Here is a 19277-nt window from a genome sequence, read left to right as displayed (position 1 = left end):
TGGCTATTCACATCGTCGACCGGCGCCTGAATCCAGGCAGCAAGAGTCTTGAGAACCGCCAGCGCTTTCTGCGCAGGGCCAAGGCGCTGGTCCAGGGAGCTGTGAAGAAATCGTCGCAGAGCCGGGACATCAAGGATGTCCTGGAAGGCGGCGAGGTCAGCGTCCCGATCGACGGCATGGACGAGCCGCGCTTTCGCCGCGAAGGCGGCACGCGCGACATGGTGCTGCCTGGAAACAAGAAGTTCGTCGAAGGCGATATCCTGCCGCGACCAAACCAGAGCGGCGGCAGAGGAAGAGGAGCGGGCGAGGGCGACAGCGAAGATACGTTCCGCTTCGTTCTCAGCCGCGACGAGTTTGTCGACCTGTTCCTGGACGACCTGGAATTGCCTGATCTTGCCAAGCGAAAGCTGGCTGAGGTGGAGAGCGAAGGCATTCGCCGGGCCGGTTACACAACGTCCGGATCGCCTGCCAACATCTCGGTGAGCCGAACGGTAAGTCGCGCTCTGACGCGGCGTGTTGCGCTACGGCGACCGAGGCGGGAGGTGCTGGAGGCCCTCGAGGCGGAGCTTTTGGATTGCAGCGAGGAGCGTCGCGCCGAGCTCATGGCCGAGATCGAGGCCATGAAGACAAAGATGCGCCGCATCCCGTTCATCGATCCGATCGACATCCGGTACCGGCGTTTCGAGACGGTACCGAAGCCCGTGGCGCAGGCCGTGATGTTCTGCCTGATGGACGTCTCCGGTTCGATGACCGAGCATATGAAGGATCTCGCCAAGCGCTTCTATATGCTGCTCTACGTCTTCCTGAAGCGGCGCTATCGCCACGTCGAGATCGTTTTCATCCGGCATACCGACCGGGCCGAAGAGGTCGACGAGCAGACGTTCTTTTACGGGCCGGCTTCCGGCGGCACGCTGGTGTCAAGCGCGTTGCAGGCGATGCATGACATTGTGCGATCGCGGTTCCGGCCGGCGGACTGGAACATCTACGCTGCACAGGCTTCCGACGGCGACAATTCCTACGCGGATGGCGAAGTCGCGAGCCGGCTCCTCACCGACAACATCCTGCCGGTCACCCAGTTTTTTGCCTACCTGGAAGTCGGCCAGGAAAACGGCCTGTCCTACGAAATGCCCAATTCGGCGCTCTGGACCCTTTACGAGGGCCTGCGTGCGAATGGTGCGCCGCTGTCGATGCGCAAGGTCAACGAGCGCAGCGAGATATTCCCGGTGTTTCACGATCTCTTCCAGCGCCGTGGCCAGCAGGAAAGGACCGGGTCATGACCACGACCGACCAGTTGCTGTTCGAGGGGGCCGACTGGGACTTTCGGACGCTGCAGCGGATCTGCGACGCCTGCGAGCAGATTGCGCGGGACGAATTGGGGCTCGACGTCTATCCCAACCAGATCGAGGTCATTACCGCCGAGCAGATGCTGGACGCCTATTCGTCGGTCGGCATGCCCCTGTTCTACAAGCATTGGTCGTTCGGCAAGCACTTTGCCTTTCAGGAGGCATCCTACCGCAAGGGGTTGATGGGCCTGGCCTACGAGATCGTCATCAACTCGTCGCCGTGCATATCCTACCTCATGGAGGAAAACACCGCGACGATGCAGACGCTCGTCATCGCGCATGCCGCCTTCGGCCATAATCACTTCTTCAAGAACAACTATCTGTTCAAGCAATGGACCGATGCTGACGGCATTCTCGACTATCTCGAATTCGCCAAGCGCTATGTGGCGCACTGCGAGGAGCGCCATGGCCGGCTGGCGGTCGAGCATACGCTCGACGCCGCGCACGCCTTGATGTCGCACGGCATCGATCGCTATCCCGGCAAGAAGAGCCTCGATCTTCGCGCGGAGGAAAAGCGGGCGGGCAGGCGCCGTGCCCATGAGGAGAGCGCCTTCAACGATCTGTGGCGCACCGTTCCCACCGGCCCGGCCAAGAGCGGCGCGGTACTGGATGTCGAACGACGTCGCGCGATGCTCGGTCTACCGCAGGAAAACCTGCTTTATTTTCTCGAGAAGACGGCGCCTCGGCTGAAGCCCTGGCAGCGCGAAATATTGCGGATCGTGCGGCACATCGCGCAATACTTCTATCCGCAGAGCCAGACCAAGGTGATGAACGAGGGCACGGCGACCTACGTTCATTATCGCATCATAAGCCGGCTGCACGAGCAGGGGCGGCTGACGGACGGCAATTTCCTCGAATTCCTGCAGTCGCACACTAACGTCGTGTTCCAGCCCGAGTTCGACGATCCGCGCTATTCCGGCTTCAATCCCTATGCGCTGGGATTTGCGATGATGCAGGACATCGAACGCATCGTCACCAATCCGGAAGCCGAGGACCGCGATTGGTTCCCGGATATCGCCGGGACCGGCGACACGATGGGCGTGTTGCGGGACATCTGGGCCAATTATCGCGATGAAAGCTTCATCAGCCAGTTCCTGAGCCCGCGGCTGATGCGGCACTTCCGCATGTTCCATCTGCATGACGATCCGGAAGAGCGGGCCGGCATCCTGGTAGATGCCATCCACGACGAGCGCGGCTATCGCCGGCTCCGGCGCGAACTGGCGCGGCAGTACGATGTCGGTTTCATCGATGCGAACATCGAGGTCGTCGATGTCGACCTTGCGGGCGATCGTCGCCTGATGCTGCGCCACACCGTGGTAAAGGGCGCCCAGCTCAGCGAAGCCGACACCAAGCGCGTGCTGCAGCACCTTGCCGATCTCTGGACCTACGACGTATCCCTCGTCGAGGCCGATGCATCTGGTACGGTCTTGAAGGAGTACGTTGCAAACCCGCGGAAGATCGCCGCGGTAGCATAGCTACCGCAGGCTGGCGTTGATCTTTTCCAGCGCCGCCGAGCCGGGGCACAGGTCCTTGGCTTCGAGCGTATTGAGCGGCGTCTCGACGGTGTCGAGATGGGTGTGGAGGTCTTCCGCGTCCGGATCGACATAGAGCAGCCCGGTGACGACTTGGCCCTTGGCGGCGTGTTTCTGCAGGAAGGTCATGGCGGCCAGCCGGTCGTTGGCGTCGTAGTCGGCGTCGATCTTGCGCAGCGCCAGCCGCGTGCCGTCATGCTGCTCGACCACCTGCACCGTGCCGGGCGCATATTCGACGCTGATCGGGTCGCGGCCGGTGAGCACGTCGAGGCGGTTCACCGCATCATTATGCTCGCGGACATAGTCAAAGCTCTTGGTCGAGCCGGCGTGGTTGTTGAAGGCGATGCAGGGGCTGATGACGTCGATGAACGCCGCGCCTTTGTGCCGAATGGCGGCTGCGATCAGCGGCACGAGCTGGCTCTTGTCGCCGGAGAAGCTGCGCGCCACGAAGCTGGCGCCCAATTGCAGCGCGATCGCCACCAGGTCGATGGCGTTGTCGGTGTTCATTACGCCCTTTTTCGACTTCGAACCGCGATCGGCGGTCGCCGAAAATTGCCCCTTGGTCAGGCCGTAGACGCCGTTGTTCTCGACGATGTAGGTCATGTTGACGGCGCGCCGGATCGAATGCGCGAACTGGCCGAAGCCGATCGAGGCGCTATCGCCGTCGCCGGAGACGCCGAGATAGATCAGGTCGCGGTTGGCGAGGTTGGCGCCGGTCAAGACCGACGGCATCCGGCCGTGCACCGAATTGAAGCCGTGCGAATTGCCGAGGAAATAGTCCGGCGTCTTCGACGAGCAGCCGATGCCGGAAATTTTTGCCACCCGGTGCGGCTCGATCGACAACTCATAGCAGGCCTCGATGATCGAGGCGGTGATCGAGTCGTGGCCGCAGCCGGCGCACAGGGTCGAAACTTTCCCCTCGTAATCCCGGTGGGTGTAGCCGAGTTCGTTCTTCGGCAGGCCCGGATGCTGGAATTTTGGTTTCGCAATGTAGGTCATGACACGGCCTTGCGGAGAGGGGTCACTTTCAGATGATCCTGGTGGTCGCCGATCGCATTGGCGATGAAGCGTGCGGTGATCGGCGTGCCGTCATAGTGCAGGATCGGCACCAGCCGGACCGGATCGATGCCGTTCTCGTTGACGATCAACTGCCGCAACTGGCCGTCGCGATTCTGCTCGACCACGTACACGAAATCATGGTCGGCGATGAAGCTCGCCACGCTGGAGTGGAACGGGAAGGCGCGGATGCGCATGCGGTCGAGCTGATGCCCGCGCGCTTCCAAGATCCCGATCGCCTCGTCCATCGCGGGCGACGTCGAGCCGAAATAGATCACGCCGTATTTGGTCGGCCTGGCGGCGTTGGCCTGCAACGGCCGCGGCACCATGTCTTGCGCGGTCTCGAATTTGCGCACCAGCCGCTGCATGTTGTCGGCGTAGATGGCGCCTTCCTCCGAATAGCGCGCGTAGCGGTCGCGCGAGGTGCCGCGGGTGAAGAACGAACCCTTGGTCGGGTGCGTGCCGGGATAGGTGCGGTAGGGGATGCCGTCGCCGTCGACGTCGAGATAGCGGCCGAAATCGCGCCCCGGTTCATTGAGCATTTCCGCAGTCATCACCTTGCCGCGGTCATACTGCCTGGCGTCGTCCCACTTCAGCGGGCGGCAGAGGCGGTGGTTCATGCCGATGTCGAGGTCGAGCATCAGGAAGATCATGGTTTGCAGCCGATCGGCGAGATCGAATGATTGTGCGGCGAACTCGAACGCTTCGGCCGGGTCTTCCGGGAACAGCAGGACGTGCTTGGTATCGCCGTGCGAGGCATAGGCGCAGGCGATGATGTCGCATTGCTGGGTACGCGTCGGCATGCCCGTTGAGGGGCCGGCGCGCTGGATGTTCATGATCACGGCCGGAATTTCCGCGAAGTAGGACAGGCCGATGAATTCGGTCATCAGGGAAATGCCGGGGCCGGAGGTTGCGGTGAAGGCCCGCGCACCGTTCCAGGAGGCACCGATCACGATGCCGATGGATGCGAGCTCGTCCTCGCCCTGCACGATCGCGTATTTCGCCTTGCCCGTCTCAGGGTCGTGCCGCAGCTTCTTGCAGTGGCTGGTGAAGGCTTCCGCCACCGACGACGACGGCGTGATCGGATACCAGGCGCAGACTGTGGCGCCGCCATAGACCGCCCCTAGCGCCGCCGCGCTGTTGCCTTCCATGAAGATGCGGTCGCCGACCTTGTCGGACTTCTTCACCTGCAAACCGATCGGGCACTTCAGGTTCTGCAGTGCCCAGTCGCGGCCGAGATGCAGCGCGTGGACATTCGATGACAGCAGCTTTTCCTTGCCCTTGTACTGTTCGCCGATCAGTTGCTCGACCAGCTTGGGATCGAGATCGAGCAGGGCGCAGAGCGCGCCGAGATAGATGATGTTCTTGAAGAGCTGGCGCTGGCGCGGATCGGTATAGGTCGAATTGGTGATTGCGGTCAGCGGCACGCCGATCACGGTGATGTCGGCGCGGAATTTCGACGACGGCATCGGCTTGGTGGAATCGTAGAACAGATAGCCGCCGGGCTCGATCGAGGCGACGTCCTTGTCCCAGGTCTGCGGGTTCATCGCCACCATCAAATCGACGCCGCCGCGGGCGCCGAGATGGCCGGCCTCCGTCACGCGCACCTCATACCAGGTCGGAAGCCCCTGGATGTTCGAGGGGAAGATATTGCGCGGTGAGACCGGCACGCCGTGGCGCAGGATCGAGCGCGCGAACAGTTCGTTGGCGCTGGCTGAACCCGAACCGTTGACGTTGGCGAAACGGACGACGAAGTCGTTTACGCTGCTGATCGGGCTTTGGACTGACATGTTGATCCCGCGTAAGTCATATCGATGAGGTATTTTTGCATGTCCCAGGCACCAGTCGGACAACGCTCGGCGCACAGCCCGCAATGCAGGCAGACGTCTTCATCCTTCACCATGACGCGGCCGGTCTTGAGCCCTTCGGCGACATAGAGCGCCTGGTCGTGATGCGGCGACGGCGCTTTCAGCCGCTGCCGCAGGTCATCCTCCTCGCCATTCTCTGTAAACGTGATGCAATCCATCGGGCAGATGTCGACGCAGGCGTCGCATTCGATGCAGGCGGGCGCCGAGAATATGGTCTGCACGTCGCAGTTCAGGCAGCGCTGCGCCTCGCCGAGCGCGAGCTTGACGTCATAGCCGAGCTCGACTTCCGCCTTGATGTCCTTCAGCGCGATCACCTTGTCGCGATGCGGCACCTTGAAGCGCTTGTCGCCGGAGATGTCGTTGTCGTAGCTCCACTCGTGGATGCCCATCTTCTGCGAGAAGACGTTTACCTCGGGCAGCGGACGCTCGTTGATGTCCTCGCCTGAGAGCATCTTGTGGATCGACAGCGCCGCGTCGTGGCCGTGCGCCACCGCCCAGATGATGTTCTTCGGACCGAACGCGGCATCGCCGCCAAAGAACACTTTCGAATTGGTCGATACGAAGGTGATGGGATCGACCTGCGGCATGTTCCATTTGTCGAACTCGATACCGCAGTCGCGCTCGATCCAGGGGAACGCGTTCTCCTGGCCGACGGCCACCAGCACGTCGTCGCAAGGGATGGTCTGGTTAGGTTCGCCCGTGGGCACCAGGTTACGACGGCCCTTGGCGTCGTATTCGGCCTTCACCTTCTGGAAGGTGACGCCGATCAGCTTGCCGCTTACATGCTTGAATGCCACCGGCACCATGTAATTGAGGATCGGAATATCCTCGTGAAGGGCGTCTTCCTTCTCCCAGGGGCTTGCCTTCATCTCCTCGAAGCCGGAGCGCACGATCACTTTGACGTCCTCGCCGCCGAGCCGGCGCGCGGTGCGGCAACAATCCATCGCGGTGTTGCCGCCGCCGAGCACAATCACGCGGCGGCCGATCTTCTCGACATGGCCGAACGAGACCGATGCCAGCCATTCGATGCCGATGCGAATGTTGGCGGCTGCTTCCTTGCGGCCGGGGATGTCGAGCTCGCGGCCGCGCGGCGCGCCGGAGCCCACAAAGATCGCGTCGTAGTTCTCGTTGAGCAGCTTCTTCAGGCTGTCAACGCGGTGGCCGCCCTTGAACTCGACGCCGAGGTCGAGGATGTAGCCGGTTTCCTCGTCGATGACAGTGTCAGGCAGGCGGAACTTTGGAATCTGGCTCCGCATCATGCCGCCCGCCTTGGGATCGGAATCGAACACGGTGCAGTGATAGCCGAGCGGTGCGAGGTCCCGCGCCACCGTGAGCGACGCAGGCCCGCCGCCGACCAGCGCGATGCGCTTGCCGTTCTTCGCCGATGACGGCTTCGGCATGCGGTGCTTGACGTCGTCCTTGAAGTCGGCGGCAACGCGCTTCAGGCGGCAGATCGCAACCGGGTTCTCCTCGACGCGGCCGCGCCGGCAGGCGGGCTCGCATGGACGATCGCAGGTGCGTCCCAGAATTCCGGGAAACACATTCGATTTCCAGTTGATCATGTAGGCGTCGCTATAACGCCCCTCGGCAATCAAACGGATGTACTCGGGAACCGGGGTGTGAGCGGGGCAGGCCCATTGGCAATCAACCACTTTGTGAAAGTAGTCTGGCGCCGAGATATCAGTCGGTTTCATTCCTACCTTGTCCGCGCAAGCTTAGAAAACGCGGCCTTATTTTGCCTGCGAACGCTTAACGAGCGTTCTTGTGGTTTTTAAATTGGATCATAGGCTTATCTTATTAGAGCCATTCCAGACGCTGCGCACAAGGCAATTCTGTGCGATCTCCAGCTTTCCAATTGCACGGAAGCGTGGATTTGGCGTCGCAGCGTCAATCTGGCACTGCAGCATGTGCAATGTAGCTTTGATTTAATGCTGAATGAACGGGCAGACGTCAGGTCAGCGGCAGCGCAGCTCCGGCCGTCGCAAGAATGACGACGACAATCCATGGCGGCAGCTTCCAGACCGTCAGCAGCAGGAAGCCCGCCAGCGCGACGGCGAAGTCACGTGGTGTGAGCACGGCGCTGGTCCAGACCGGATTGTAGAGCGCGGCGCCAAGGATGCCGACAACAGCGGCATTGGTGCCGCGCATCGCGGCCTGGGCCTTGGGGCGCAGGCGCAGCGCGTCCCAGAACGGCAGCATGCCGTAGACCAGCAGCAGTCCCGGCAGGGACAAGGCGATGAGCGCAATCGAAGCGCCTGCCAGCCCATTGGGGGCGGGCTCCGCGACCGCGCCGAGATAGGCCGCGAACGTGAACAGCGGTCCGGGCACTGCTTGCGCCATGCCGTAACCGGCGAGGAAATCCGCGTTGCTGACCCAGCCCGGCGTTACGACTTCCGCCTGCAATAGCGGCAGCACGACATGGCCGCCGCCGAACACCAGGGCGCCGGAACGATAGAAGGCGTCGAACAGGGCAAGCCCTTGCGAGCCGGTTTGTGCCGTCACCAGCGGCGTGATCAGGAACAAGACCGCGAAAACCACGAGCGCCCCCGCGCCGTGTCGATGCGCTACGGAGAATCCGAGATGGCCGGTCGGAGCGGGTGCGCCTCCGCGGCACAGCCAGAGTCCGGCCAAGGCCCCAAGCGCGATGGCGCCGATCTGTCCGAATGACCCACCGACGAAAACCACGATCGCAACCGCGGCAAGCGCGATGGCGGCGCGTTCGCGGTCCGGCGTCAGGCTGCTCGCCATGCCCCAGATGGCCTGAGCGACCACAGCAACCGCCACCAGCTTCAGGCCGTGAAGAATGCCTTCGGCAAACGGGCCAGTGAGGACGCTCGCACCGAGCGCGAAAGCGAAGAGAATGATGGCCGATGGCATGGTGAAAGCGAACCACGCAGCTAACCCGCCGAGCAGGCCGTTGCCGCGCAGTATGCCGAGGGCGAAGCCGACCTGGCTGGACGCCGGGCCGGGCAGGAATTGGCAGAGCGCAACGATATCAGCGTAACTGCTTTCGCTGAGCCATTTCCGTCGCTCGACGAATTCGGTCCTGAAGTAACCGAGATGTGCGATCGGCCCGCCGAACGATGTAAGGCCAAGCTTGAGGAAGGCGGCAAAAACCTCGGCGATACCGTCCGCGGATTTTTCCGCCATGCATTTCGACTCCGTTATGCTGATCGACGATATCGGGAACGTGCCCGGCCGCCAAGCGCTTCGCTCCGAGCGACCCGACGACTACGTGTGCGCCTGATCAGCCGCCGATATCGCTCTTCGCCAGATCCCACATCAGCCGGTAGCTGCCGCTCGAGATCGCCAGCGGCTTCAATGCGATATTGCCGCTGAAGCGCAGCATCGCGGCCGGCAGCGCGCCAACGTCGGTCGCGTCAATCAGGACAAACCAATCGCTGGCGCCGGGATCGGACGCCGAGGGATCGTCGGTGATCGGCTTCGACAGCGCCGGGTCGCTCTCGATCAGGTGCACGGATATGATCCCGTCGAGCTGCGCGGGATCGAGTTGCTCGCCGAGCGCAACGCGCAGCTTGTCCTCGCCGCCGGACGGGGGACGCAGCCTCACGACGCCGAGCGCCGCGCCGCGGCCGGTGCCGCGGCTGATCGTGATGCGCGCGACCGCGCGAATCATGTTTTTGAAACGAGCAATGTTGGCTTTCGACCATGCGGTCTGGTTGGCGAGCGCGGTGCGATAGGCCGGACTATCCAGCACCTCGAAGGTCTCCGTGGAATAGAGGCTGAGATATTTCGGGTCGGCCTCATGCGCGACATAGCGGCGCGCCTCGAGAAAGCCATCGATCGCGACGCGCTCTTCGAGATGTTCGCGATCGTACCAGCGATTGAACTCGGCTTCGTGCTCGGCATCGATATTCATCGAGGTCAGCAACATACCCTTTCCGGCGATCGGCATTTTCTTGCTTCCTATTTTGCTGACTTGGGACGCCATGTCCGCGATTGCCTTCATCACAGCGTCGCGGACGCCGGGATCGTACAGCGTGTGGCCGGCGCCCTCGACAAAGCGGATTTCAGCTTCCTGCCACATGGCAGCAAGCGCGTGCGAGGTCGCGGGCGGACAAAGCAGATCGTAACGGCCTTGCACGATGATGCCGGGAACGCCGGCAAGCTTGGCCGCTTCGGCTATCAATTGATCCGGCTTCATGAAGCAGTCATTGGCGAAATAGTGCGCTTCCATAAACGGCGTCGTCGGAATGTTGCGCGACGAATTCAGCGTCGACAGGTCAAGGCGCGTGCGGTTCGGCGTGTGTTCGGAAAGAATACGTTCGGTTTCGCCCCATGCCCGCGCGGCAGGAACATGCACGTCGGGATTGGAATCGAGGATGCGGCGGAAATAGGCCTGCAGCGGTTGAGCGCGCTCGCCTTCCGGCAACACGCTCATGAAGTCGTGGTAAAGTCCGGGATAAAACCGCGGCAGCACTTTTAGAAAGCCGTTTTCGATTTCCTCTGATGTGCCCAGGAAAGTAGCGCGAAGCACGATGCCGCTGACGCGGTCGGGATGGGCCTGCGCATAGGCCAGCGCCAGCGTCGCGCCCCAGGAGCCGCCGACAACCATCCAGCGCTGAAAGCCGAATTTCTCGCGGATCATTTCCATATCGGCGATCAGATGCGGCAGCGTGTTGGCTTCGCGACGACCCTTGGGGCGGCTGCGTCCGGCACCGCGCTGGTCGAACAGTACGGCATGAAAACGTTCGGGATCGAACAGCCGGCGATGATCGGGCTGGCAGCCGCTGCCGGGCCCGCCATGCAGATAGACCGCTGGAATGCCATCGGGCCGGCCGATGCTCTCGACATAGACGTCGTGGCCTTCGCCGACCGCGAGTTGCTCCGATGTCAGCGGCGCAAAGGGGTCGGCGCGTTTGATGGATTTGCCGGCATCGGCATCAGGCGCCATGCTCGCCTTCCGTCTCCAGCGTGCCTCCGGCGAAATTGCGATAGAGGAAGCGGTCCTGGTGCGCGGCGGCCTCGCGCTGGGCGGTCTTGAAGATCTCTTCATGCCGCGGCGAGAGCGTGCAGGCCGGATCGGTATTTCCGGCGTCGCCGGTCAGCGCAAAGGCCTGGCAGCGGCAGCCGCCGAAATCGATCTCGCGGAACTCGCAGCTCTTGCACGGCTCGGGCATCCAGCCGGTGCCGCGATAGCGGTTGAAGGCTTCCGAGTTCTGCCAGATCCAGGCGATCGAATGGTTCGAGCGGACGGATTCGAATTCGAGCCCGGTGATGCTTTCCGCGGCGTGGCAGGGCAGCACCTTGCCCGCGGGCGAGATGTTGAAAAACTGCCGGCCCCAGCCGCCCATGCACTTCTTCGGCCGCAGCGCGTAATAATCCGGAACGACATAATCGATGGCGAGGATGCCCTTCAGGCGCGTCGCAGCTTCCTCGACGATCCGGCTGGTTTCCTCGATCTGCTGGAGCGTCGGCATCAGCGCCGCGCGGTTCTTCAAGGCCCAGCCGTAATACTGGACGTTGGCGACCTCGAGCCGGTCGGCGTCGAGATCGACTGCCATCTGAATGATATCACGGAGTTGGTGCAGGTTCTGGCGGTGCATGACCGCGTTGACCGTCAACGGCAGGTCGAGTTCACGCGTCCATTTAGCGACTTCAAGCTTTTTCTCATGCGCATTTTTCAGCCCTGCGACGCGGTCGGCCACGATCGGCTCGTTGCCCTGGAAGCTGATCTGCACATGGCAGAGCCCGGCATCGGCGAGCGCCGAAAGCTTTTCCCTGTTCAGCAGCACCGCCGAGGTGATGAGATTGCTGTACAGCTCGACATCGGTCGCGTGCTGCACCAACTCCACCAGGTCCTTGCGCGCGGTCGGCTCGCCGCCCGAGAAATGGATTTGCAGCACGCCGATTTCGGCGAGCTCGCTCAAGACCTTCTTCCATTCTCCTGTAGTCAATTCGCTGCTGCCGCGGTCGAGCTCAACCGGGTTGGAGCAATAGGGGCATTGCAGCGGGCAGCGGTGCGTCAGTTCGGCGAGCACGGCAAGCGGAATGCCGAACGTCTCTGCGGTCGAGCGCTTCTGTTCAAGCACCGCGAGCCCGTCACTGGGCGCGGGGCTGGCTGTTTTGCCGTCTGCGAGAATGTCGGTCATGACGTCTTCTCACGCGCTTCGGTCAGAAAGCCCTTGTCGGCGAGGTCCTGCAGCATGGCGATGACGTCGGTTAAAATCGCCTCGCGCGGCGCGGCGTATTTGGCTGCAAGCTGGTCGACCATGTCGGCGACGCTGCGTACGCCGTCGCAAAGTTGCAGCACCTCGACTGCGATCTCATCCGGCGCCAGCACCCGCTCCGGCGCCAGGATCACCCAGACCTGCCGCGTCTCATCGAACTTCAAGCGGGCGTGGCGCGGCAATTTCGGTCGGCTCGCCTCGCTGACACTGATGTTGCGGCCTAGAGCCATCGATCGCTAGTTCCCTTTGTCAGTTTCCTCGTTAGTTTCCTTGGGGCACGAATGCCCCGGGCGGTATATGGCCCTCGACATAGGCATGATACAGCGCGTCGAGCTGAACCCATAGCACGTTGGTCTTGAAGATCAGCGCGTTGCAGACTGCCTCGCGCTCCGCCGGCGTCTTTGCGTTCGTCTTGACGTATTCCAGCGCAAAACCGGCATCGCGCGGCGCCTGGGTCAGGCGGCGGCTGAAATAGCTCATGATGTCAGGATTGACGAAATCGTAGTGCTGCAGCATCCCGGAGATGCGCTCCTCGTGCAGATTCGGCGCGAACAGTTCCGTAAGCGAGGAAGCGATCGCCTCCAGCGGCGTCTTGTCGCGGCAGAAATGCACATAGGCCTCCACCGCAAACCGCGTTGCCGGCAGGATGCCTTCGGTTGATTCCACATAGGCGCTGTCGAGGCCGAGCCCCTCGGTCAGCTTGAGCCAGCGCTCGATGCCGCCCTCGCTGCCCACGTCGCCGTCGTGATCCTCGATGCGATGCCGCCATTGGATCCGGGTCGCACGATCGCGGAACCGCGAGATCACCATCGCATCCTTCAGCGGGATCGTGCTCTGGTAATAATAGCGGTTGAGCGCCCAGGCCTGCACTTGCCCCTTGTTGAGCTTGCCGCCATGCAACAGCCGATGGAACGGATGCAAGCTGTGATAGCGCGTCGCGCCGATATGACGGAGGGTTGCCTCCAGTTCCTCAGCGGTGTTGAGCGTAATGCCCTTGCCGATCGATAGGGCGGTCATTGCGGGTGCAGCGACGACGTTCACAGCTTGATCTCCGTTCCGTCAGCGGGGATGTGCCAGCCTGCCTGCTCCACGGCCTTGCGCTCGTCCGAGCCGCGCAGCAGAGCGGGGTTTGAGTTGTTGATATGCAGGAACACCTTCGTTCCGACGTCGAGATCGGCGAGGCTCTCGATCGCGCCATGATCGCCCGACATCGAAATATGGCCCATGCTTTGTCCCGTCTTGGTGCCGAGGCCGGCTGCGATCAACTCGTCGTCGCGCCACACGGTGCCGTCAAAAAACACCAGTGCAGCGCCCGAAAGGCGCGATTTGAGATCGTCGGTCACACGTGCGCAGGCGGCCAGGAAATAGAAATACTTGCTGCTTCCTTTGTCCAGAATCCGCAAGCCCAGCGTGTCGCCCGCGCCGTCGTCGCCTGCCGGATGCGCCTTGCCTTCGAGATACCACGCGCCCTTGCCGGGAACCGCGAAGGGCAGGATTTCCATGCCGGATGGCGAGCCGTCGGGCAGGGCGGGCTCGAACGCCTTGTCGACCTCGATCGGGCGCCGCTTCACGTTGTTTTCGCCCAGCACGTTAAAGATGCTGTTCGATCGCAAAATCGCAAGGACTCGCTCATGCGCATAGAGCGTAAACGGTGACCCTTCGCGCATCGACAACAGTCCCGCGACGGCGTCGATTTCGCCATTGGTGAGGATCACGCCGGCGATCGGGCTGTGCCTGAGCTGTCCAGCCCTGGGATGAAGCTGCGGCGTCGCGATCACCTGCTGGCGCAGGTCGGGCGAGGCGTTGACGAGAAACCAGTGCTCGCCGTCAGTGCTCACCGCGATGGAAGCCTGCGTGCTCCGCAATTCGGGATGATCGCTTCGTGCTTTCCGGCACACCGGGCATCCGCAATTCCACTGCGGAACTCCGCCGCCAGCCGCGGCGCCCAGGACGACGACGCGAAGCATGATCCGTCTCCTGGAGATTCGAAACTCGAAGATACAAACCAAAACGCCACGAGGTGGAAACCAGCCTCGGACGCAGCTCCGCTCTTGCGGAACGCGTCAGGCCCGGAAGTCCACCTGCGTGAGATTTGATACGCGCTGCCGCTTATTTGCGGGTGGCGCACATATACATGTTGATTTCCATGCCGACCGACACTTCGGCGATTTTCGGTGCTTTCCAGGCCATTTGGTGCTCCTTTTGCTGCCGGACGACTTCCGCCCTCATCTGTTAAAGTACTGCGGATCGAAAAGTTCGCCAGTTAAATCTTTTGCCTGGGACCTCCATTTGTTTATGCTGCGCCGCGAAGAAGAATTCACGGAGTTGTGCGGAGGGCCTTGGTCAAAACAGCGTGGGATCAAGCGTTTCGCGGTTGTTCGCACCACGGCGAATGACAATTGTGGTGCGACGGAGCGCTACCGGCTCCGGATAAAGAACTTGTGAGATAGAGCCTTCCGGTTGCGGGGGCTCAACTGGGAGCCAGGTTTCCGCCGATGCCGCGATATTACTTCAACACCCGTATCGGCGATGAGCTGATTTCCGATCCTGACGGTGAAGTGCTCAGGGATCCCGATCGCGCCTGGGAAATGGCGCGTGCCATGATCCGGGAATTGCTCAAGACCGATGGCGCTGACGGTGCGCTTCTCAGCGCCACCATCGAAGTCACCGACGACGATGGCGAGATCGTGCTGGAGTTTCCGTTCGCCGAGGCGATTCTCGATGCGCCTGGCGGTCCCATAACCAGGCACTGACCGCGCGCTGAATCGGCGTCGGAGCTTCGTGCTCGCTCGGTTTTGCGATGCAACTTCCGGGCGCAAGTTTTGCGATTGCGCACCGGCGGATAAATATTGGAGAGTGCCGGCCGGGAAAGCCTCCGGCGCCGGTGCGAGCCCGCGCGAAGAGAAAGGCTTCCGCCAGGGAGAACGCCCATGATGAGCTATTTGTCGGTGCCGCGCAGCGTGCTGCTGTCCGGCGCATTCCTCAGTGCCTTCGTACTAAGCGCGGCTGCCCAGCAGTCAGCCGAACCGCCGGCTGCCGCCCAGCAGTCCACCACGCCACCGGCCGCCCAAGCGCCGGCTGCCGGCGCGCCGCCGCCCGCCGGTACTGCGGCCTCGCCCACGCTTCCGCCGGGATCGCCGCTGATCGGACGTCCCGCAGGCAACGATGCCGCCGCCAAGCTGGCACCGATCGCCCCGCCGCCGATCCCCGCGGCGCCGGACAAGCTGCCGACGGCGAAACTCAAGGTGCCGGCCGGCTTCAACATCGAGGTCTATGCCGCCGGCATGGCGAATGCCCGCTCGCTCGCGCTCGGCGACAAGGGCACGGTGTTCGTCGGCAGCCGCCTCGTCGACAAGGTCTATGCCATCGTCAACAAGGACGGCAAACGCGAAGTCAAGGTGCTGGCTTCCGGCCTCTACCGGCCCAACGGCGTCGCCTTCAAGGACGGCACGCTCTACATCGCTGAACTGTCCAAGATCTCCAAAATCGAGAAGGTCGAAGACAATCTGGATAACCCGCCGAAGCCGACCGTGATCTTCGACAAGCTGCCGAAGGATGAGGCCCATGGCTGGAAGTTCATCGCCATCGGTCCCGACAACAAGCTCTACGCTCCCGTCGGCCAGCCCGGCAACAACGTGCTCAACGATGACGAGCATGGCCTGATCCGCCGGATGAACTTCGACGGTTCGGACGCGGAAGTGATCGTTCGCGGTGTTCGACACACCGTCGGCTTCGATTGGCATCCGGAGACTAAGCAGCTCTATTTCACCGACAACGGTCGCGACTGGATGTCGGAAGACGTGCCCGAGGACGAGCTGAACCGGATCACCAAAGTCGGCGAACATTTCGGCGCGCCGTTCTGCCTGCAGGGCAACATCGTCGATCCCGAATTCGGCTGGGGCAAATCGTGCAGCGAATACACTGCACCCGTTGGCTTGCTCGGCCCGCATTCCGCAGCGCTCGGCATGCGCTTCTACACCGGCAACATGTTCCCGAAAGCCTACAAGAACGCGGCGATCATCGCCCGGCACGGCTCCTGGAACCGCTCCAGGAAGGTTGGCGGCGATGTCGTCGTTGCCAAGCTCAACAAGGACGGCACCATGAAGTCGATGGAGCCGTTCCTCACCGGCTTCCTCGAGGACAACAAATATATCGGCCGCCCGGTTGACGTGCTGCAGATGAAGGACGGTTCGCTGCTGGTCTCCGACGACTACAACGGCGCCGTCTATCGCATCACCTACGGCAAGCCGAAGACGGCGGGGAAGTCGTAACTCAGCAAAAGCCGTCATTGCGAGCGAAGCGAAGCAATCCATTTCGCCACCTGCGGGGACGCGGATTGCTTCGTCGCTTCGCTCCTCGCAATGACGGCAGTGGAATGAAGCGATGCGATACACGTTCGTTGCGGCTCTGGCATTTGCCTCCATTTCCTTTTCCGCCAACGCCGAGCCCATCGAACAACGCATTGCGCCGTGCCTCGCCTGCCACGGCGAAAAGGGCCAGTCCGAAACCGAGAACACGCCGTCGCTTGGCGGGCAGCAGGCGCCCTATACGCTGATCCAGCTTTTCATGTTCCGCGAGAAGCTGCGCGTCTTCGAGCCGATGAACGAGATGACGAAGGCGCTGACTGACGATGATCTCCGCCTTTTCTCGGACTTCATCGCCAAGATGCCGAAGCCTGAGCCGCCGGGGGAAAATGGCGATCCAGCGCGGATGCAGCGTGGCCAGGCGCTGGTGCGGCAGCACCGCTGCGATAGCTGCCATAATGGCGACCTCTCCGGCAAGGAAAACGTCCCGCGCATCGCCAACCAGCGCGAGGATTATCTTGCCAAGACGCTTGGCGAGTACAAAGACAATAGCCGCCACGGCTACGACGCCAGCATGGCCGACGTGATGGCGCCGATCTCGCCGGAGCAGATTGCCGATCTGGCCTATTACATCGCCCGTCTGCGCTAAATCCGGGCGGCGGCCCCGCTGGCATTGCCCTGCGCGCGGCGCTACAAGGGCGCAATTGGATGGAGTTTTGCATGCAAGACCTATGGCGACTGTCGGCTGCGGAAATGGCCTCACTGATCAGGTCGAAAAAAGTCTCGGCGAAAGAGGCGGCGACCGCGGCGCTGGCGCGGCTCGACGCGGTCAATCCCAAAATCAATGCTGTCGTCGACCACAGGCCCGAGGACGTTCTTTCTCAGGCTGCCGCCATCGATGCCGCGATCGGGCGCGGCGAGGATGCCGGTCCGCTGGGTGGTGTGCCTGTTACGGTGAAGGTCAATATCGACCAGCAAGGTTTTGCCACCACCAACGGGCTGAAGCTGCAGCGCGACGCGATCGCCAAGAGCAACAGCCCGGTGATCGACAATTTGCGTAAATCCGGCGCGGTCATTCTCGGGCGCACCAATTGCCCGGCGTTCTCCTATCGCTGGTTCACCACCAACCTCATCCATGGCGATACCAAGAATCCCCGTGATCCCGGCATCACCCCGGGCGGCTCGTCCGGCGGCGCGGGCGCCGCGGTCGCAGCCGGCATCGGGCATATCGCACACGGCACCGACATTGCGGGATCGATCCGCTATCCGGCTTACGCCTGTGGCGTGCACGGGTTGCGGCCGACCATGGGACGCATCGCCGCGTTCAACGCGGCGCTCCCCGAACGGCCGATCGGGCCGCAGATCAGCGCCGTGTCAGGCCCGCTGGCCCGCACCATCGGCGATATCAGGATCGCGCTGGCTGCGATGTCGGCGCAGGATTATCGCGATCCCTGGTGGGTACCGGCGCCGCTCGAAGGGCCGGCAATGCCGAAGCGCGTCGCGATGTGCCTCAACCCTGGCGGTCTCGATCCCGTGCCCGAAGTGAAGGCCGCGGTGGCGGACGCCGGCAAGCGGCTCGAGCGCGCGGGCTGGATCGTCGAGGAAATCGCCGACACGCCGCCGCTGCGCGAGGCCGCTGATCTGCAGACGAAACTCTGGCTCGGCGACGGCTATGAGGCGCAGTTGGAAGCTGCCGAGCGCGAAGGCGATCCCGGCGCGCTGGCGTGCCTCCGCGGCAACCGCGCGAAAGTGCATCCCTTCGACCTGTCGAAAGCGCTGACACGGCGCGCGACGCTGACCCGCGAATGGCTGGCGTTCTTTGAAAACCATGCCGTCCTGCTGATGCCGGTGTCCGGCGAATTGCCGTTCCCCGATCAGCTCGACCGCAAGGACGAGGCGTCGTTTGCGCGCGTCTGGCATGCGCAATTGCCGCAGATCGCCATTCCCTTCATGGGCCTGCCTGCGCTAACGGTTTCGACCGGGCTGGTCGGACGCGTTCCCGTCGGCGTGCAACTGGTTTCCGGGCGCTATCGCGAAGATCTCTGTCTCGCCGCGGGCGAGGCGGTGGAAGCCGGCGGAACGCCCTCGGCAGCGATCGATCCTGCCGGCTAGAGCATGATCCCGAAAAGTGGGGTTTTCGGATAAGATCATGCTCCGGTGACAATAGAGAGGGCCATGCCAGGCGTTTATGATTTTACGGCGCAGTCGCTTACCGGCGAAGACATTCCGCTGAAGCGGTTCGAGGACCAGGTGCTCCTGATCGTCAATACCGCCAGCGCCTGCGGGTTCACGCCGCAATACAAGGGCCTGGAGCAGTTGCATCGTGAACTGGCGCCGCGCGGCTTTGCGGTGCTCGGGTTTCCCTGCAACCAGTTCGGCGGGCAGGAACCGGGCGACGCCAAGCAGATCGAGCAATTTTGCGCAGGCAAATATGACGTAACGTTCCCGATGTTCGCCAAGATCGACGTCAACGGCAGCCATGCGCATCCGTTGTTCAACCATCTGAAGAACGCGAAATCGGGACTGTTGGGTTCGTCGATCAAATGGAATTTCACCAAATTCCTGGTTGACCGCTCGGGCAGGGTGGTCGGGCGCTACGCCCCAACCGCGACGCCCGAGGGAATCAGAAGAGAAATCGAGGCACTGCTGTGAACGAGACCAACAAAGCAATGAGCGACCAATTCCCCGACCGTCTTTCGGTCGATCCGAGCAGCCCATACTACAACGCCGAGATCCTCGCGCGCGATGTCGGCATTCGCTTCAAGGGCGTCGAGAAGACAAATGTCGAGGAATATTGCATCAGCGAGGGCTGGGTGCGCGTCACCGCAGGCAATGCCAAGGACCGCCACGGCAACCCGCTGACCATCAAGGTGCATGGCCCGGTCGAGCCGTATTTCCGCGACAAGAAGTAAAGATTGCGAGGCGGCGGTCTCTCGTTCGTCATTGCGAGCGAAGCGAAGCAATCCACATCTCGGCACGGGGA

At 62.5% G+C, this 19277-nt stretch carries 18 protein-coding genes and 1 pseudogene; 8 read left to right on the top strand and 11 right to left on the bottom strand.

The window, feature by feature from the left end:
* Nucleotides 1–5 precede the first annotated feature (5 nt).
* Together YUO_RS0109790 and YUO_RS0109785 are read left to right on the top strand one after the other, a co-directional pair.
* Entirely contained in the window at nt 6–1277 is a 1272-nt protein-coding gene (locus tag YUO_RS0109790; protein WP_028347088.1) for a YeaH/YhbH family protein, read from the top strand.
* Nucleotides 1274–2818, top strand: a complete 1545-nt coding sequence (locus YUO_RS0109785) for a SpoVR family protein (RefSeq protein WP_028347087.1) — start codon at nt 1274–1276, stop codon at nt 2816–2818. Before YUO_RS0109790 ends, YUO_RS0109785 begins: the two co-directional genes overlap by 4 nt.
* Here the strand turns inward: YUO_RS0109785 and YUO_RS0109780 are convergent, their stop codons facing one another.
* From YUO_RS0109780 to pqqA, 11 genes and pseudogenes are all read right to left on the bottom strand, one after another.
* Nucleotides 2819–3874, bottom strand: a complete 1056-nt coding sequence (locus YUO_RS0109780) for a 2-oxoacid:ferredoxin oxidoreductase subunit beta (protein ID WP_028347086.1) — start codon at nt 3872–3874, stop codon at nt 2819–2821. It abuts the gene before it with no gap.
* Nucleotides 3871–5721 carry a 2-oxoacid:acceptor oxidoreductase subunit alpha gene (locus YUO_RS0109775; RefSeq protein ID WP_028347085.1) on the bottom strand — a complete coding sequence of 617 codons (1851 nt, stop codon included), beginning with the start codon at nt 5719–5721 and terminating at the stop codon, nt 3871–3873. The genes YUO_RS0109780 and YUO_RS0109775 overlap by 4 nt, the downstream gene beginning before the upstream one ends.
* Nucleotides 5691–7493, bottom strand: coding sequence for an FAD-dependent oxidoreductase (locus YUO_RS0109770; protein ID WP_028347084.1), 1803 nt, complete (start codon nt 7491–7493; stop codon nt 5691–5693). Before YUO_RS0109770 ends, YUO_RS0109775 begins: the two co-directional genes overlap by 31 nt.
* 256 nt (nt 7494–7749) lie before the next feature.
* Nucleotides 7750–8949, bottom strand: coding sequence for a chromate efflux transporter (gene chrA / locus YUO_RS0109765; protein ID WP_028347083.1), 1200 nt, complete (start codon nt 8947–8949; stop codon nt 7750–7752).
* Between the two features lie 97 nt (nt 8950–9046).
* Nucleotides 9047–9715, bottom strand: a complete 669-nt coding sequence (locus YUO_RS44665) for a DUF4286 family protein (protein WP_083754550.1) — start codon at nt 9713–9715, stop codon at nt 9047–9049.
* Nucleotides 9716–9730: 15 nt separating this feature from the next.
* Nucleotides 9731–10714 (bottom strand): annotated as a pseudogene (pip, locus tag YUO_RS40340) (prolyl aminopeptidase); the annotation flags it as partial.
* Nucleotides 10704–11912: a pyrroloquinoline quinone biosynthesis protein PqqE gene (pqqE, locus tag YUO_RS0109750; RefSeq protein ID WP_028347082.1), complete on the bottom strand. Its 1209-nt coding sequence runs from the start codon at nt 11910–11912 to the stop codon at nt 10704–10706. The pseudogene pip and the gene pqqE, both read right to left, overlap by 11 nt.
* Nucleotides 11909–12220: a pyrroloquinoline quinone biosynthesis peptide chaperone PqqD gene (gene pqqD, locus YUO_RS0109745; protein ID WP_028347081.1), complete on the bottom strand. Its 312-nt coding sequence runs from the start codon at nt 12218–12220 to the stop codon at nt 11909–11911. The genes pqqE and pqqD overlap by 4 nt, the downstream gene beginning before the upstream one ends.
* Nucleotides 12221–12251: 31 nt before the next feature.
* Nucleotides 12252–13007 (bottom strand): pyrroloquinoline-quinone synthase PqqC, encoded by a 756-nt coding sequence (gene pqqC / locus YUO_RS0109740; RefSeq protein ID WP_028347080.1) that lies wholly within the window; start codon nt 13005–13007, stop codon nt 12252–12254.
* A 20-nt stretch (nt 13008–13027) separates the two neighbouring features.
* Nucleotides 13028–13957 carry a pyrroloquinoline quinone biosynthesis protein PqqB gene (gene pqqB, locus YUO_RS0109735; protein WP_028347079.1) on the bottom strand — a complete coding sequence of 310 codons (930 nt, stop codon included), beginning with the start codon at nt 13955–13957 and terminating at the stop codon, nt 13028–13030.
* Between the two features lie 142 nt (nt 13958–14099).
* Nucleotides 14100–14180: a pyrroloquinoline quinone precursor peptide PqqA gene (gene pqqA / locus YUO_RS40335; RefSeq protein ID WP_082637312.1), complete on the bottom strand. Its 81-nt coding sequence runs from the start codon at nt 14178–14180 to the stop codon at nt 14100–14102.
* Nucleotides 14181–14485: 305 nt separating this feature from the next.
* Between pqqA and YUO_RS0109725 the strand changes: the two genes are divergently transcribed.
* From YUO_RS0109725 to YUO_RS0109700, 6 genes are all read left to right on the top strand, one after another.
* The gene (locus YUO_RS0109725; protein WP_028347078.1) at nt 14486–14743 is read left to right on the top strand and encodes a DUF6894 family protein; all 258 of its coding nucleotides are present in this window, start codon (nt 14486–14488) and stop codon (nt 14741–14743) included.
* Between the two features lie 177 nt (nt 14744–14920).
* Nucleotides 14921–16261, top strand: coding sequence for a PQQ-dependent sugar dehydrogenase (locus YUO_RS0109720; RefSeq protein ID WP_028347077.1), 1341 nt, complete (start codon nt 14921–14923; stop codon nt 16259–16261).
* Nucleotides 16262–16373: 112 nt separating this feature from the next.
* Nucleotides 16374–16943, top strand: a complete 570-nt coding sequence (locus YUO_RS0109715; protein ID WP_028347076.1) for a c-type cytochrome — start codon at nt 16374–16376, stop codon at nt 16941–16943.
* Nucleotides 16944–17014: 71 nt separating this feature from the next.
* A complete protein-coding gene (locus YUO_RS0109710) occupies nt 17015–18406 on the top strand; it encodes an amidase family protein (protein WP_028347075.1) in 1392 nt (463 codons plus the stop codon).
* Between the two features lie 63 nt (nt 18407–18469).
* Nucleotides 18470–18946: a glutathione peroxidase gene (locus YUO_RS0109705; RefSeq protein ID WP_028347074.1), complete on the top strand. Its 477-nt coding sequence runs from the start codon at nt 18470–18472 to the stop codon at nt 18944–18946.
* Between the two features lie 17 nt (nt 18947–18963).
* The gene (locus YUO_RS0109700; RefSeq protein WP_035726517.1) at nt 18964–19206 is read left to right on the top strand and encodes a DUF3297 family protein; all 243 of its coding nucleotides are present in this window, start codon (nt 18964–18966) and stop codon (nt 19204–19206) included.
* The last annotated feature ends 71 nt before the right edge of the window (nt 19207–19277 follow it).

It is taken from the genome of Bradyrhizobium murdochi (assembly GCF_000472965.1).
GTDB lineage: Bacteria > Pseudomonadota > Alphaproteobacteria > Rhizobiales > Xanthobacteraceae > Bradyrhizobium > Bradyrhizobium murdochi.
This window is presented reverse-complemented; position numbering and strand designations above follow the sequence as displayed.